Genomic DNA, 15,794 nt, shown 5'->3' on the forward strand with positions numbered 1-15,794 from the left:
ATCCTCTTTCAATTATAATTATTAATAATCTAAAACATCACTCTGTTTCTTTCAATTTCTGAATATAATCGTCTAACACAGGAATAAGCTTCGAAAGTGCTTCTGCATCGACATTATTTTCGTTCATTGCATCGAGCATATACCCTGGAATTTTGGCTGCTTTTTCTTTCATTTCTTTACCCTTTGGGGTTAAATAAACCAGCTGTTGGCGTTTATCCTTATCGCTATTGTGTCGAGCAACAAGGTCTTGAGCCTCCATTCGCTTTATAAGTGGCGAAATGGTGTTGATTCCTAAGAGCAGAGTTTTGCCGATATCGTTAATGGGTTGATCGTCTTTTTCCCATAGAACCAATAGCACTAAATATTGAGTATAAGTGATACCGAGTTGCTTTAAGAATGGTTCGTAGGTTTGAGTTGTGAGCCTACTGGCCGTATAAAGACGAAAACACAATTGTCTTTCTAATTTTAGTTGATCATACGTCATGATAAAATTGATTTTAATACAAAGATTTTCTGTTTGCATTTCGATTGTAAAGCCGTGAAAATCTCTGCCTACTTACATCTTACTTTTGTATGTTCAACCCCGATTTATTACGTTTTACTTGTTCTAACTACAATCAATTGCCTTATAAAAGACCCTTGATGCACTCTTCTACTTTAGCAAAATCTTCTGTAGGTTCAAAGCGTGCAACTACTTTTCCCTCACGATTTACAACGAACTTAGTGAAGTTCCATTGAATATCATCTTTGCTTCTTGGGGTTGAATTACATTCATTATAGAGTTGTTCCATAATTGCTGCAAGCTTTTCTTCATAGGCATTGCCAGCATATCCCTTTTCTTTTTTAAGCCAAGTGTATAGAGGAAGCTCGTTAGCACCATTCACTTCAGATTTCTTGAATTGTGGGAATGTTGTGCCAAACTTCATTGTACAGAACTCTGTTATCTCGCTATCAGAACCTGGAGCTTGATGTCCAAACTGGTCACAAGGCACATCTAACACCTCAAGTCCTTTGTCTTTCAATCTACTATAAGCCTCTTCTAGTTGCTCATATTGTGGAGTAAAGCCACAACCTGTTGCAGTGTTTACAATTAAAAGTACCTTACCTTTATATTGTTCTAGGCTTACTTCGTTACCTTTTTTGTCTGTTAAACTAAAGTTATAAACTGTTTCCATCATCTTTTTCCGTTTTAATTGTTATTGAAATGTTTATTATTATACTATTCTTAAAATTTTATCTGTGTCGAAATAGATGTTTTTCTAAGTGACAATGCAAAGATATAATTTTAATTTTAATATCGCAAACGACATAACCATACTTTAACTTCTTTTCAACTATATCGCCCACGATACTTAATAACTTTACCTTTGTTAACTTGTATCGTGCTCGACATAATCCACTTTCTAAGAAATCAACTTCTTAAAGTGCAGCCCTTTCTACATATATAGAATAAGATAAAAAGAAAATAAAGGCGATATTGTACTGCAGATAAAAAGAAATTTAGAAACACTTATGCCATACTATAGAAAAAGGAGTTGAGTTATTGATTTTCAATGAGATAGAAAGAGGTATTTAAAAGGAATGCTTTTACATTGCAAACACATTGCTTTTGTGATGCAATGTCAATGTTTTTAGGATGAAAAGTGATTGCTTTTATTCTTCAAGAGTAATAATGACACACAGAAAAGCTTCATCATTGCACCGAAAAGAATAGAAAAGAAGCCATAAAAAGAAAAGTGGTGCAACTGCATTGGTTCTGCAATTACACCACTATCATAAGATTTGTCTTATCTAAAAAATATACTATTCAATAGTTATCTTTGCGGTTTATTGGTCGGGATTTGCAACAAATCCTTGATATTCTTTCACCAACCCGCTCATCACCACTTGATAACTCTCCTCGAGTAGGGCTTTAATATTTTCTGCCCCCTGCCCTTTTGGCTCGATAGGTTGATGAATGGTGAGTTTTAAAGGGTGCCAATTTACCCAACGCATATCACGAGTTCGAGGCATAACATCGAACGATCCGTTGATGGTTATAGGCACAATGGGTAGTTGAAGCTCATCGGCAAGATTGAAAGAGCCACGTTTAAACACCCCCATATGGCCAGTAAACGAGCGTGCTCCCTCTGGAAATATCATTAAAGACATTCCTTGTTGCAACACCGAACGTGCATGATCGATGGTTTCTTTCACCTTCTTTGGGGTGCGTTTATCTACAAAAATATGATGAGCAGCTGCGCAAGCACGACCCACAAAGGGCATTTTGCGCAATTGGTGTTTCATCATCCATTTGAAATTACGACCTAAAAATCCGTAAATTAAAAAGATGTCGAAAGCACCTTGATGGTTACTCACAAAAACATAAGATTGTCCCTTCTTTAAATGCTCACGTCCTTCGACCTTAACAGGCAAAAGAAGTAGGGCGAGAACCACACGTCCCCATATCATTCCAGGATAGTAACCCCAAAAGTTTCCGTTACCTATTGTGCAACCAATGGTGGTTGTTAGGGCTGTTAACAACGTGGCAATAGCAATGAGAGGCAGTGCTATAAAAAGCTGATAAATGCGATATAAGAGTGTCATCTTGCTGTATGTAAGGTTATAACTGTTATTGTTGGAGGCACACCAAAGCGGAAAGGAAGAACTCCCCCCACTCCTGTTGAAACATATAACATACGCTTGTCGTGTTCATATAAACCACGATCTTCTTTATATTTCAACATGGTTGGACGCAAAGAGCCTATCGACACTTGTCCACCATGGGTGTGACCGCTGAGCGTGAGCTGTGCATGTGAGTTGGGAAGTATGTTTCGGTCCCACGCAGAAGGGTCGTGTTGCAAAAACAAAACAAAGCTATTTGTTTTTACATTTTGCATTGCTTTCTTGATATCTGCTTTGTGTGGGAATGGCGGAACACCATCGTTTTCGGTTCCAACAACCACAATTGAGTCGTTTAAACGATGTATACTTCTATGCTCATTCATCAAAAGATTCCAGCCAAAGCGTCTTTCTAACGACACTGTTTCTTTTTCATAAGCTCGCTTAATGGCCTCATCTTTCTTTATATATTCGCTATAATCGTGATTGCCCAACACCGAATATACCCCGTCTTTGGCTTTAAGTGAACGCAAAACGTCTTCGTGTTCGTAGAGTTCTGAGGGTTGAACATTTTGCAAGTCGCCTGTAAATGCAATGAGATCGGCTTTTTGTGCATTAACAGAGTCGATGACTTGAGCCAAGAAAGCTTGTCGTTCGCCAGTGTAAGTGCCCACATGCAGGTCGCTGATGTGCACCAGTTTATAGCCATCGAAAGCTTTGGGAAGGTCTTTAAAAAAAATATCTTGGTGCTCAACAACCAACTTTTTAACACCCAAAGTAGAGCCGTATATCACAACGAAGATGCAAGCGATAGACAAGAAGAATGCAAGTAGATTTCCATAATTCCTTTTCGACTTGCTAAAACGGCACCATAGCCAACCCAAGAACGAGCAAATAGCTGCCAAGGTCTTTGGAATGGTCCACACACCCAATAAGAAAAGATACCAATAGAGGGCGGTGGTGTCGTGGGGAATAAAATCTTTTTCGGTAGAAAGAACAATGGTATAAACAACCATTGCAATGGTTGGAAGCCACAATAACACTCTTTTTAGCCAATTGAAGCTTTTCTTTTTACGCCAATAACGCCAATCGAAATACATCGTGGGCATTATGATTATAATTAATAATAGAACTAATATGCGTGCAATCATAAATAAATAAAATGTTAGTTGTTAGCCAACACTATAAAATTTAGTATTAATGATGTTCTTGTTAATGATGGTTTTATTATGTATGTATACAGCTCTTACAAGTGAGGTGTTATGCAAACAGGTTGCAGTACCTTACGAATGAGCTGAGCGGAAGCGTATTTCTTCGCCTCGATAGCTATCGTCGAAGTTTCCTTTATTATATAATATGTGTCCGTTACAAATGGTGGTTTGCACCTGCCAATTGAAGGTATGTCCCATAAGTGGGCTCCACTTACATTTACTTTGTATTATGTCTTCGGTGACAGTATAGGGCGAATTTTGTTGAACAAGAATGATGTCGGCTTTGTATCCCTCTCGAATAAAGCCACGTTGGTTTATCTCGAACAGTTTAGAAGGATTGTGACACATCAGCTCTACCATTCTTTCTATCGTTAAAACGCCTTGGTCTACCAACTCAAGCATTGCTGAAAGAGAGAACTGAACCATTGGCATTCCCGACATTGCAGAGGCACTTCCTCCTTGTTTTTCACTTAAAAGGTGTGGTGCATGGTCGGTTCCTATTGTGGTGATCTTGCCATTTGTTAGAGCAAGACGCAAAGCATCACGATCGGATTGCTTCTTAATGGCAGGATTACATTTGATCAATGCTTTTAAAGAAGCATAGTCTTTATCACAGAAGAACAAATGAGGTATAACTGCTTCGGCTGTTATTTTAGGGTTATTTCCAAACAATGAGAGTTCTTTCTCGGTGGTTAAATGAGCCACATGCAAGCGTGCTCCTGTTTGATTGGCCAACTCTACAGCTAAAGAAGATGAGGCATAACACGCTTCTTCTGAACGAATGAGGGGGTGAGAGCTAATATCTGGGTCATCACCTTGCTCTGCTTTTGCCTTCTTCATATTCGCACTTATAATGCCAGAGTCTTCGCAATGTGTCATAATCAACACGGGCGACTCTGCAAAGATGCGCTCAAGTGCATTGCGTTGGTCTACTAACATATTTCCTGTAGAGGCTCCCATAAAGAGCTTTACACCTGGAATGCGATGAATATCCAACTCTTTTAAAAGATCGGCATTGTTGTTGGTTGCTCCAAAGAAAAAGCTATAATTAATTGAACTCTTTTCTTTTGCAATGTCGAACTTCGCTTCTAAAGCCTCAATGGCTGTTGTTTGGGGCAAAGTGTTGGGCATATCGAAGAACGAAGTCACTCCTCCAAAGGCGGCTGCACGGGTCTCTGAGGCTATATCTGCTTTGTTGGTTAAACCTGGTTCACGAAAATGTACATGCGAATCGATTACACCTGGGCATACGAAACACCCCGTGGCATCTACTTCTTTATCGTAGGTTCCACGGGGAGTATTATCTAACTCGTCTTCGAGAACAGATTGAATATAATCATTTTCAATAACTATCGAGCCTTTAAAGGTTCGACCTTCATTTACAATCCATCCATTCTTTACAAGTATTCGCATTGAATAAATATTTAAATAACAAATTATTGCGCTGGTTTTGCCAATTCATTTGGTGTGGGAACTGGGCTTGCTGGGGTAGCAGTTTCAACGGGTGCACTACCCATATAACCGCTGTCTTTTAGTCCATTCACAATCTCTTGGTTCTCTTGAGCTTTCTGATAATAATCTTTTACATAAGGATCGTTCTTGAAACGGTCGGTTGCTTTGCTCATAATATCTTCGACCCAAGGAGTTAATTCAGGATGTTCTTGTCCGATTGTAACCATAAAGAAGATACCAGGACCAAGAACATTGTCGAAGTTATTGGTTACAAATGAGGTTACGAGGTTGTCTTCTTGTTGCGCAAGTTGTGCCGCTGTGTTTTGCAATGCCACCACAACTTCTTCCATATCTTTACCATTCATAATGGCTTGGTCGTGCTTTCTAACAAGCTCTACCTCTTGATTTTTTAACTGATTGTATCTACTAAAGAATTGAAATAACTTGTCGTTAAGAGGCGTTCCACCTACTGTTTGCTTTGTAGTGTTGAATGTTACAGCGATATTTCCTTCTTCTAACACCAAAGGTAGCAAGCTTTCATCGTCCATAAAGAGGTTTGCCATGCAAACACTGTCTAACTTTCCTGAGAAAGAAAAAGCCCCATGAACAACCTCGCATGAGTCTATTTTCTTGAAATCGTTATCTGTAAAGACTTTTAAATATAGCTTTCTACCATCTAATGTGGAGATATTTGAAGAGCCAGTGATATTATATGAATTTGCACATGAAGCCAAAAGGACAAGTGCAAGTAGTAAAAACCAGAGCTTTTTCATATGAATGTGTCTTGTTCGTTTTATACTATTAAGATGATTATTTTGTTGTTTCGGTTTATTTTTCGTCGATATTTCTATCGTTGAATTATACAAATATACGACGATATCTTGTATGTAAGAAATGAATTTTCAGTTATTTCTGTCTTTAAATGCTTGTTTTATAGATTTTTATTATTAGCCTCTTCACGTCTTAACTCGCTATCCATACGATGTGTTGTGTATATTTCTAAAATCGAAGCGATGATTAAAAGCAACACCCATTTATTGTAAACATAAGTGAGATAAAGCACATGTCCGTTGTCTGAATGGCTTTTAAACAAAGGCATTAAGAAGTGATAAGCATTGTCTACCATTAATATTCCAGAGAAAACAAATAGCAAGCTTGCTAGATTCATTATCTTTTTAAGTCGTGTAATAACTACATTTCGACCTTGATATGTCTGCATGCTTTGGATAGCTGTAAAGAAAATAGCTCCTAATAAAAATATCCAACAAACAATTTCTTGGTGAAACATGAAGACAAATCCTGCGGCTCCGAGCACCATCAGTAGTCCTCCCACGAGGTATAATATAGCTTCTAGCTTACTTAACTTTTTCATTTGGTTCCTTTTCTTTTATCTGATCATCACTCAAAACGAAGATATCTTCATCGTCAGCCTTCATAAAATAATGTTCTCTGGCAATCTTTTCAATAGCCTTTGGATTGCGTTCTAGCTCACGAAGTCGACGTGTTGCTTCTTTATTATCTTCGGTATATTTGGTGATTTCGTCTTTAAGTGATTCTATTTGAGAATTAAGTTGCACTTGATGCAAAACACTATTCTCGTCTAATACTAAAACAACAAGCGCACCAAGTATGAACACTATATAATATTTATAGTGCACAATGACATTCCAAATTAATCCAATATTATTCTTTTTCATCAATAGTTATGGATTTTCACTTATGATTTTGAGTTACTTAACCACGTCTTTTATCACAGACAAAAGTAATCAATAAAATTCAATTCTATTCAGTAAAGCTCTATTAATTAACATTTATACACAACAAACGAAATAAAATAAGTAGAAAAGAAATAAACATGTGCAAAACTATAAATAAGCTTTGCTAAAGCAATAGTAACTAAAAAAATGAGAACAACATAAGTGTTTCGGGATTTTTTGATTAAATTTGCAGGCAAATCAAAAAGTTAATAAGAGACAGTTTACAATAAAGATTAACGATATGAAGAAGAAAATACAGTTCAGTCTCGTTTATAGAGACATGTGGCAATCATCTGGAAAGTTTCAACCTCGTAAGGATCAGCTAGAGAGAATTGCACCCGTTATCATCGAAATGGGCTGCTTTTCACGTGTAGAAACTAACGGTGGAGCCTTTGAACAAGTTAATTTATTGGCAGGAGAAAATCCTAATGATGCAGTAAGAGCATTCTGTAAGCCTTTCAATGAGGCAGGAATCAAGACTCATATGCTTGACCGTGGTTTGAATGGATTGCGTATGTACACCGTACCCGATGACGTTCGAGCTCTTATGTACAAAGTAAAACACGCTCAAGGTGTTGATATTCCTCGTATATTCGACGGATTAAACGACGTTAGAAACATCATTCCTAGTATTAAATGGGCAGCTGAAGCTGGTATGACTCCACAAGGAACATTGTGTATTACCACTTCTCCTATCCACACATTAGAATACTATACCAACATAGCAGACCAACTTATCGAAGCAGGAGCAGAGGAAATCTGTCTTAAAGACATGGCAGGTATCGGCCAACCAGCACTTCTTGGTCAACTAACTAAAGCTATTCGTGAGAAACATCCTGATATAATCATTGAATATCACGGTCATGCTGGACCTGGATTGTGCATGGCTTCTATCCTAGAAGTATGTAACAATGGTGCAGATATCATTGACTGTGCAATGGAACCACTATCTTGGGGTAAGATGCATGCAGACATTATTTCTGTTCAAAGCATGTTGAAACACGAAGGATTCGATGTTCCTGAGATCAATATGAACGCATATATGCGTGCTCGTGCCTTAACTCAAGAGTTCATAGATGAATGGTTAGGCTACTTTATTAACCCCAATAACATGCTCATGAGCTCTCTTCTTTTAGAGTCAGGTCTACCTGGTGGTATGATGGGAAGTATGATGTCAGACCTTGCAGGCATTCAACAAACCATCAACAACCTAAGAGCTAAGAAGGGAGAAGCACCTCTATCAACAGACGATATGCTTGTTAAGCTATTCGAAGAGGTTGCTTATGTATGGCCAAGAGTTGGTTATCCACCACTTGTTACACCTTTCTCACAATATACTAAGAACATAGCATTGATGAACTTGCTAACACTTGAGCAAGGAAAGGGTCGCTTTGTGATGATGGACGACTCAATGTGGGGTATGATTCTCGGTAAGAGTGGTAAGGTTCCAGGTAAGATTGACGATGTAATTATTGAGCTTGCTAAGAAACAAGGTCGTGAATTTACAGACGTAGACCCACGTACTTTGCTTACAAATAAGCTTGATGAGTTCCGTAAAGAGATGGACGAGAATGGTTGGGACTATGGACAAGACGACGAAGAACTATTCGAATTGGCTATGCACCCAGAACAATATCGTAACTATAAGAGTGGACAAGCAAAGAAAAACTTCCTTGCTGACCTTCAAAAAGCTAAAGATGCGAAACTTGGTAGCAAGCTAACTCCTGCTCAACTTGCAGAGTTCAAGCACGCAAAAGCAGACGCAATCGTTTCACCTGTTGCAGGACAAGTATTCTGGGAGATGAATGGTGAGGGCGAATGTGCACCTTCTGTAGAACCATTTATCGGTAAAGAATATAAAGAAGGCGATGCATTCTGCTACATCTTAACTACTTGGGGCGAGCTAATAACAATACCTGCAGCTCTTGGAGGCAAGCTTGTTGAGATCGCTGCAAAGCAAGGTAAGAAGATTAGAAAGGGCGATGTACTTGCTTATATCGAGCGTCCTGAAGCTTAATATGTAAACAATCGATAGATCAATCGAAAACATATACAACGAAAAAAGCTCATGGTTTTAAGCCATGAGCTTTTCTTTTGCTCTATACATTATATAATAATACATCGCAGAAGCACGATGTATCATTTCTTTACGACATCCATTCTTTTAATGACTCTTGCTCTCCTACCAACCAAACTACGTCTCCAATCTTAAATTCTCGTGTTGGATGAGCCGGGGTTAGGTCTTCATTTCCATCATCAAAACCTACAATCATACAGTTAAACCGATCTCTAATACCACTGTTTTGTACTGTCTTTCCAATTAAATAACTATCCTTTTCAACAATTAGTTGCTTGAGCTTCATTTCTCGCATCTCTATTTCTAAATCGTCAGGAACCAATGCTTCGCTCATAGCAGTATGGAAAGCAGTTAGCTTTTCGTCGCTACCTATGGCCTGAATCACATCACCTGGGTAGATAATAGTTGACCCTCCAGGAATATTCAATCGATGTTTGCCACGTAAGATACTACTCACTTGAATTCCATAGATACTTGCAAGTTGTAGTTCTTCAAGTGTTTTACCAATCCAAATACTATTCTCGGGCACCTCAAAGTCTGCAATATGCAAATCTCTATCCTGCAAATTACGAGCATATAAAGGCTTGTTGTGACCCAACACCACAGCTTCGATATCCCTTGCACGTAGGTTTTCAACAAATTGTCGCTCCATTCTGATCGTTCTACTCTTTAATCTTCTCGACATCAACATCAGAATTACCATCACCAAAGCAATACTCATCATTAGCGCAAACGAGAATCTACTTAAGTAATTACATATATAAAAGGTGAAAGCCACAGCGATAACGATACGCACAAAAGTCATAAACGTAAGCGGCAAGCGATTCTTATGACTCTCATTCCACAAACCTTTGAACTCTGCACTATGGTTAGGTGCAAGCACAATAGCACGAAGGAACGAGGCAATAAACATCAAAGTAAGACCTCCACACACGGCATTTGCCCACCAATGAGGCAAGATAGAACGAATGAAAGGTAAGAAGAAAGTGAGCATTAACGAAATAACAGCTGTTGAGATGATACTATAAATCACCACAGTGCGCAACATTCTTATCATAAAAGGCTTCCACAAGCTATTCGACGAGTCACGTTCTGTACCCACATTCATGTGGTTAATCATCTTCATCCATCTGCGTGGAAGCACTCGTTCCAATCCATTATAAAGAGGAACTGCGCTCTTTATCACATAAGGAGTTAAGAAAGTAGTTATTGCCGATGCAGCAACTATCACAGGATACATAAAGTTTCCGATAACACCTAACGACACTCCCAGCGATGCAATGATAAAAGGAAACTCACCAATTTGCGCCATTGAGAAGCTACTTTGCATTGAAGTCTTAAGCGAATTACCGCTAAGCATGAACGAGAAAGTACCGAAGATTGCTTGACCCACTATCACCAATGCCACAATACTCAATATAGGCAAGGCATAATCGATCAATATTTTCACGTCAACAAGCATACCTACCGACACGAAGAACACCGCTCCAAAAAGGTCTTTTATAGGTTCTACCACCTTTATGATCTTGTGAACATCAACTGTTTCTGCCAAAATAGAACCCATTACGAATGCTCCGAAAGCACTACTAAAGCCTACTTGCGCCGAGAATATGGCCATAAAGAAACACATTGCCAATGAAACCACTAGCAAAATCTCGTTGGTCATAATCTTTCTTGTCTTTCTTAAGAAGATAGGAACAAGATAAATACCCACGACAAACCATAAGATAATAAAGAAAGCAATCTTTGTCGTGATCTTAATGAGCTCCATAGAGCTAAGCGAATCGCCCCCAGCAATGGCAGAAAGCATCACCATGATAACAATACTTAATACATCTTCGATCACCAATACACTTAAAACCAAACTGGCAAAGCGTTGTTGTTTCAGTTTCAACTCATTGAAGGTTTTATATACAATGGTTGAACTACTACATACAGAGAATACAGATGCTAAGAAAATTCGCTCCATAGACGTCCACCCGAACAGCCAACCTGCCGTATAACCGATGGTGAACATGGAGACGACTATACCCAGAACAGCAATAAACGGGGCTGTTCCCAGCTTAAAAATCTTTTTAAAAGAGAAGTCTAAGCCCATAGAAAACAAGAGGAAAACCACACCAATATCCGCCCAAACCTGCACGTCTACTCTATCAACTATCGAGGGAGTATAAGGCATATTGGGTCCAACTAAGAAGCCAGCAACGATATATCCCAACACCAAAGGTTGTTTAAGGCGTTTAAAAAGCAATGTAACGATACCTGCAACTACTAGTATTAATCCCAAATCTCCTATTAAAGGGGCTATATTACTCATTTATTTCTCTCTTGTTTTTATCTTAACTTTGTGTTGTCTATATGTTATTAGTTAGGTGTTAGAAGGCCTTTTTCAAAGCCTTCTATATAAGTAAAACCATTAAACAAACGACAACCAAAAACCATTGTCGCCTGTTTAATGATGTAAATGTTATTCAGAGACCTAGTCGTTGAACTTAGATGTGATTGCACAAATACGCACAATAACATCTACTGCCTTTTCCATTACCTGAATAGAAACGGTTTCGTGAGGGCCATGGAAATACAAACCACCTGCAAAGATGTTGGGACATGGCAATCCTTTAAAGCTCAATTGCGCTCCATCAGTACCACCTCTAATAGGCTCCACCTTTGGTGCTACACCGCTTTCTTGCATTGCTTGCAACACAATATCAATAACATGCATATTTGGATCGATTTTTTCTTTCATGTTATAGTATTGATCGCTAATGGCACATTCAACGGTTCCTTCTCCATATTTCTCGTTCATTGCCTTTACACACGACTCAACAAAGCTCTTTCTTGTTTCGAACTTATCGAAAGAGTGATCACGAATGATATAGTTAAGTGTTGCTTTTTCGGTAGAACCATTTACGCTATAAAGGTGATAAAAGCCTTCATAGTCTTCTGTATGCTCTGGAGTTTCGGTTGCAGGAAGCATTTGTGCCAATTCAAAAGCAAGAGTATTGGCATTCACCATTTTGCCTTTTGCATAACCGGGGTGCACACTTACACCATGAATGGTTATCTTTGCGCCTGCAGCATTAAAGTTTTCGTATTCTAATCCACCAAGATCTCCGCCGTCCATAGTGTATGCCCACTCGCAACCAAAGCGTTTAACGTCGAAGTGATGCGCTCCCTTTCCAATCTCTTCATCAGGATTAAAGCCCACTCTTATATCGCCATGTTCAATCTCGGGGTGATCTCTTAGATAGCACATTGCCTGCATAATTTCGGCAATACCAGCTTTATCGTCAGCTCCCAACAATGTGGTTCCGTCGGTAACAATAAGGTCTTCGCCCACATGCGATTTAAGTTCAGGGAATTTTTGCACAGAAGAAACAAGACCTGAAGCAAGTGTTATGTCGCCACCATCATAGTTTTTAATGATTTGTGCATTGACATTGGCACCGCTACAATCGGGACTTGTGTCGTAGTGAGAAATAAATCCAATTGTTGGAACTTTTTTCTTGGTATTCGATTTCAATGTTGCATAGATATAACCTTTATCATCCATTTCAACATCGCTCAAGCCTTCACGCTCTAATTCTTTTTTTAAATACTCGGCAAACACCAATTGCTTTGCCGTACTGGGCACGGTTTCAGACTCTTCAGACGATTGAGTATCGAATTTGGTGTAATTTAAAAACCTTTCTACTATATTCATTTTCAAATTCGTTTTTATTGATATGATTTGTTACAAAGTTAACAATTATGCCACACACAACAAAATAAATTCAACTATTTTATTATAACTTCGAGTCTTAATGAAAAGTTCTTAATTTGCAATTTCAAAACAAAAAAGTTCGTAAAAACAATATTATCATTTTAAATGTAAAGTTCATTACTTGTACCTTTGTGCTAAATTATTAAATAAAAGCATACTATGATTATTACAATTACACGTAAAACGATTCCATTTAAAGAAGTTATTGTCGAAGATTTAACCTGCCCCATTAGCGGAAGAATTGAACCTATGCGTTTAATTTTGAGCAAAGAAGAAACCAATGTAATGGGCATGTCGGTTACAATCGCAAAGAAATGCTCGGGCCGTTTCTATGAAATAGGAACAGATCAGATTATACATCCTCGCAACTGGACAACGGAAATGAAGAGCCTTTTCCAACAACATCAGGCTCAAAACTTCCCTGTTGAGGGTGCAGGAAGACGCTTTACACTTTTTGGAAAGATATGGATTGCACTTACAATTGCCCTTCTTTCATTCTTTGCATTTAAGGCTGCGAGATTCATTTTAGTTGATCTTCCAAAGCAAAAGGCACTTAAAGAGGCTTCGGCTGTTGCACCAAAGGCTGGCGATTTGTATTTTGGTTGTGCCACAGACACTGAATATTATCCTGAACCTCCACGCACTTTGAGTTCTTGGACATGGGCAAAAATTATATCATCTAACCCTTCTGACTCTACTGCGGTGTTGCAATTAAGTACCGATTTGCCTAAAGATTATCTCAAACCAAATCAAGTTCAACACAGCACTTTTGATGGAAAGACCTACAAGGTGACCTATAAATACAAAAATAACAATATAGAATTTAAGGGAGAGAGCTTCAATTTCACATGGAATGTTATTAGTGATATCAATGAAGTGAAGATTCCTGGAGGTGCAAAATGAAATGGTTAGATCCCAATAATCCGTTCGATAACAGCTATTATGGTGAGAAAAGACCATCTACTTGGAAAATAATTCTATTCGGCTTAGGCCTCTTTATCGTCTTTCTTTTGATGTTTGAAGGCCTTGCAAGAATTCTTTTCTGCTCTGCAACCCTCATCTTTACTGCTATAACGGTGTGGCTCGAACATCATCAGAAGCGTGCAGCCAACATGCTTGAAGATGAGTTTAAAGATCCTGTTAATGTCGAATTGGCCAACAAAATGCGTGAACGTTCACCCTCGTTTGTCTTCGTTTTCTACTTTGGACTCATTGTTGTGGCGTTTATTCTCGTTGCCTCGATCTTTATTTTAATGGCGGCTTATAGTCTGCAAGAGAGTGAAAAAGCAACAAGATATGGCCTTCCTTTCTTCGTAAGTAGCGTCTTTTCAATCGTTCTCTCTACCCTTGCGTGGAAGAATTATTTAAAGAATAGCACCAAAAGTTGGCTCATGGTGATTTTATCGTGGGTGCTAATAGGAATCAATGTTCTGTTGATGATTATCTAATAGCATTGAGTTCATGATATAAAAGCATTGATCTTACAGGCTAAAAGCAATGCTTTTGCAGTGCAAAGTCAATGCTTTTTGAAAACACTTGTTGAACAATAAAAAAATAAAAGGATACCCTCTCAAATGGTATCCTTTTACTTTGTGACCCCGTTGGGATTCAAACCCAAGACCTTCAGAACCGGAATCTGACGCTCTATTCAGCTAAGCTACGGAGCCAAAGACATGCAAATTTAAACTAAACAAACGAGAAATCAAAATTAATACCTATAAAAAGCCGTTGTTGACGGCATTTTATATACCTTTGTAATCAAAATTATTACAAAAAGATATGGCGCAACTCATTCTTCCAAAAAATTATAATGCACTGCTCAATAAGCACCAAACAGAGCAAGGAATTAAACTGATTAAGGATTTTTTTCAACAGAATTTCTCAACAGAACTTCGCCTTCGTCGTGTAACTGCTCCCCTTTTCGTTTTAAAAGGATTGGGTATTAACGACGACTTGAATGGAACTGAACGAGCTGTTACTTTCCCCATCAAGGATTTGAACGATGCACATGCTGAGGTGGTTCATTCGCTTGCTAAATGGAAGAGATTGACTTTGGCTGAACATGGTATTGAAGACGGTCACGGAATATATACGGATATGAATGCAATTCGTGCCGATGAGGAATTGGATAACCTTCATTCTTTGTATGTAGACCAATGGGACTGGGAAGCGGTTATCAACGATAGTAATCGCAATGTGGCTTTCCTTAAGAATGTTGTAGAACGCATCTACTCTGCTATTCGTCGCACCGAATACCTCGTTTGCGAAACCTACCAAGGTTTAAAGCCTTTCTTACCTAAGGAAATTCATTTTATTCATAGCGAAGAATTGTTGCAACGCTATCCTAACCTGTCGGCTAAAGAGCGTGAAAATGCTATTTGCAAGGAGTTTGGAGCGGTGTTTATCATTGGTATTGGAGATGTTTTGAGCAACGGAGAGAAGCACGATAATCGTGCACCTGACTACGATGATTGGCACACTATGGGTGAAAATGGATTGCGTGGATTGAATGGTGACATCTTAATTTGGTATCCAATCTTGGAAAGAGCAATCGAACTATCGTCTATGGGTATAAGAGTAAACGAGCAATCGCTTATGGAACAGCTCGAAATAAGTAATTCTTTGGACAGAAAAGACTTATATTTCCACCAACAACTGCTCAACCATAAGTTGCCTTTATCAATAGGCGGAGGTATTGGTCAGAGCCGTTTATGTATGATATTACTGCACAAAGCGCACATAGGAGAAATACAAGCAAGTATTTGGACCGATGAAATGCGCAACGAATGTGAAGCTGCAGGCATTCCACTAATATAAGAATAAAGGTGTTTCTCAAATGAAGAAATACCTTTATTCTTTTCTTTTTCTATCTCTTTTGTTAGTGACTTGAAAGAGGCTTTGTTCTTTTTATGAAAGAGTTGCTATGCAATTCT

General features: G+C 38.5%; 14 protein-coding genes and 1 tRNA gene. 4 read left to right on the plus strand and 11 right to left on the minus strand.

Annotated features, from left to right (window positions below; translation table 11 throughout):
• Positions 1 to 37: 37 nt before the first annotated feature.
• From A3GM_RS0107030 to A3GM_RS0107065, 8 genes are all read right to left on the minus strand, one after another.
• Positions 38 to 484: a MarR family winged helix-turn-helix transcriptional regulator gene (locus A3GM_RS0107030; RefSeq protein WP_018362683.1), complete on the minus strand. Its 447-nt coding sequence runs from the start codon at positions 482 to 484 to the stop codon at positions 38 to 40.
• A gap of 142 nt (positions 485 to 626) precedes the next feature.
• Entirely contained in the window at positions 627 to 1,175 is a 549-nt protein-coding gene (locus A3GM_RS0107035) for a glutathione peroxidase (RefSeq protein WP_018362684.1), read from the minus strand.
• 652 nt (positions 1,176 to 1,827) lie between these two features.
• On the minus strand, positions 1,828 to 2,586 hold the full coding sequence (locus A3GM_RS0107040; protein ID WP_018362685.1) for a lysophospholipid acyltransferase family protein: 759 nt from the start codon (positions 2,584 to 2,586) through the stop codon (positions 1,828 to 1,830).
• Entirely contained in the window at positions 2,583 to 3,701 is a 1,119-nt protein-coding gene (locus A3GM_RS0107045) for a metallophosphoesterase (protein ID WP_018362686.1), read from the minus strand. The genes A3GM_RS0107040 and A3GM_RS0107045 overlap by 4 nt, the downstream gene beginning before the upstream one ends.
• Before the next feature lie 183 nt (positions 3,702 to 3,884).
• Positions 3,885 to 5,225: a dihydroorotase gene (locus tag A3GM_RS0107050; RefSeq protein WP_018362687.1), complete on the minus strand. Its 1,341-nt coding sequence runs from the start codon at positions 5,223 to 5,225 to the stop codon at positions 3,885 to 3,887.
• A 23-nt stretch (positions 5,226 to 5,248) separates the two neighbouring features.
• The gene (locus tag A3GM_RS0107055) at positions 5,249 to 6,037 is read right to left on the minus strand and encodes a DUF4369 domain-containing protein (RefSeq protein ID WP_018362688.1); all 789 of its coding nucleotides are present in this window, start codon (positions 6,035 to 6,037) and stop codon (positions 5,249 to 5,251) included.
• Between the two features lie 158 nt (positions 6,038 to 6,195).
• Positions 6,196 to 6,636 (minus strand): hypothetical protein, encoded by a 441-nt coding sequence (locus A3GM_RS0107060; RefSeq protein ID WP_018362689.1) that lies wholly within the window; start codon positions 6,634 to 6,636, stop codon positions 6,196 to 6,198.
• Positions 6,620 to 6,961 (minus strand): FtsB family cell division protein, encoded by a 342-nt coding sequence (locus tag A3GM_RS0107065; protein WP_018362690.1) that lies wholly within the window; start codon positions 6,959 to 6,961, stop codon positions 6,620 to 6,622. Before A3GM_RS0107065 ends, A3GM_RS0107060 begins: the two co-directional genes overlap by 17 nt.
• Before the next feature lie 301 nt (positions 6,962 to 7,262).
• Here A3GM_RS0107065 and A3GM_RS0107070 point away from each other — a divergent pair, with 301 nt between their 5' ends.
• Complete coding sequence (locus A3GM_RS0107070; protein WP_018362691.1) at positions 7,263 to 9,038, plus strand: biotin/lipoyl-binding protein; 1,776 nt, start codon at positions 7,263 to 7,265, stop codon at positions 9,036 to 9,038.
• Positions 9,039 to 9,168: 130 nt separating this feature from the next.
• On the opposite strand, the gene A3GM_RS0107075 is transcribed toward A3GM_RS0107070, so the two are convergent.
• Together A3GM_RS0107075 and pepT are read right to left on the minus strand one after the other, a co-directional pair.
• Positions 9,169 to 11,415, minus strand: a complete 2,247-nt coding sequence (locus tag A3GM_RS0107075; protein ID WP_018362692.1) for a cation:proton antiporter — start codon at positions 11,413 to 11,415, stop codon at positions 9,169 to 9,171.
• Between the two features lie 162 nt (positions 11,416 to 11,577).
• Positions 11,578 to 12,801 (minus strand): peptidase T, encoded by a 1,224-nt coding sequence (gene pepT / locus A3GM_RS0107080; RefSeq protein WP_018362693.1) that lies wholly within the window; start codon positions 12,799 to 12,801, stop codon positions 11,578 to 11,580.
• 219 nt (positions 12,802 to 13,020) lie between these two features.
• Between pepT and A3GM_RS0107085 the strand changes: the two genes are divergently transcribed.
• Both A3GM_RS0107085 and A3GM_RS0107090 read left to right on the plus strand, forming a co-directional pair.
• On the plus strand, positions 13,021 to 13,764 hold the full coding sequence (locus A3GM_RS0107085; RefSeq protein WP_018362694.1) for a hypothetical protein: 744 nt from the start codon (positions 13,021 to 13,023) through the stop codon (positions 13,762 to 13,764).
• Positions 13,761 to 14,309, plus strand: coding sequence for a hypothetical protein (locus tag A3GM_RS0107090; RefSeq protein WP_018362695.1), 549 nt, complete (start codon positions 13,761 to 13,763; stop codon positions 14,307 to 14,309). The genes A3GM_RS0107085 and A3GM_RS0107090 overlap by 4 nt, the downstream gene beginning before the upstream one ends.
• Before the next feature lie 145 nt (positions 14,310 to 14,454).
• Here the strand turns inward: A3GM_RS0107090 and A3GM_RS0107095 are convergent.
• Positions 14,455 to 14,528 (minus strand) — tRNA-Arg (locus tag A3GM_RS0107095).
• A gap of 112 nt (positions 14,529 to 14,640) precedes the next feature.
• Between A3GM_RS0107095 and asnA the strand changes: the two genes are divergently transcribed.
• Complete coding sequence (asnA, locus tag A3GM_RS0107100) at positions 14,641 to 15,678, plus strand: aspartate--ammonia ligase (RefSeq protein ID WP_018362696.1); 1,038 nt, start codon at positions 14,641 to 14,643, stop codon at positions 15,676 to 15,678.
• Positions 15,679 to 15,794 lie beyond the last annotated feature (116 nt).

Source organism: Hoylesella nanceiensis DSM 19126 = JCM 15639, assembly GCF_000379965.1.
GTDB classification, from domain to species: Bacteria; Bacteroidota; Bacteroidia; order Bacteroidales; family Bacteroidaceae; genus Prevotella; species Prevotella nanceiensis.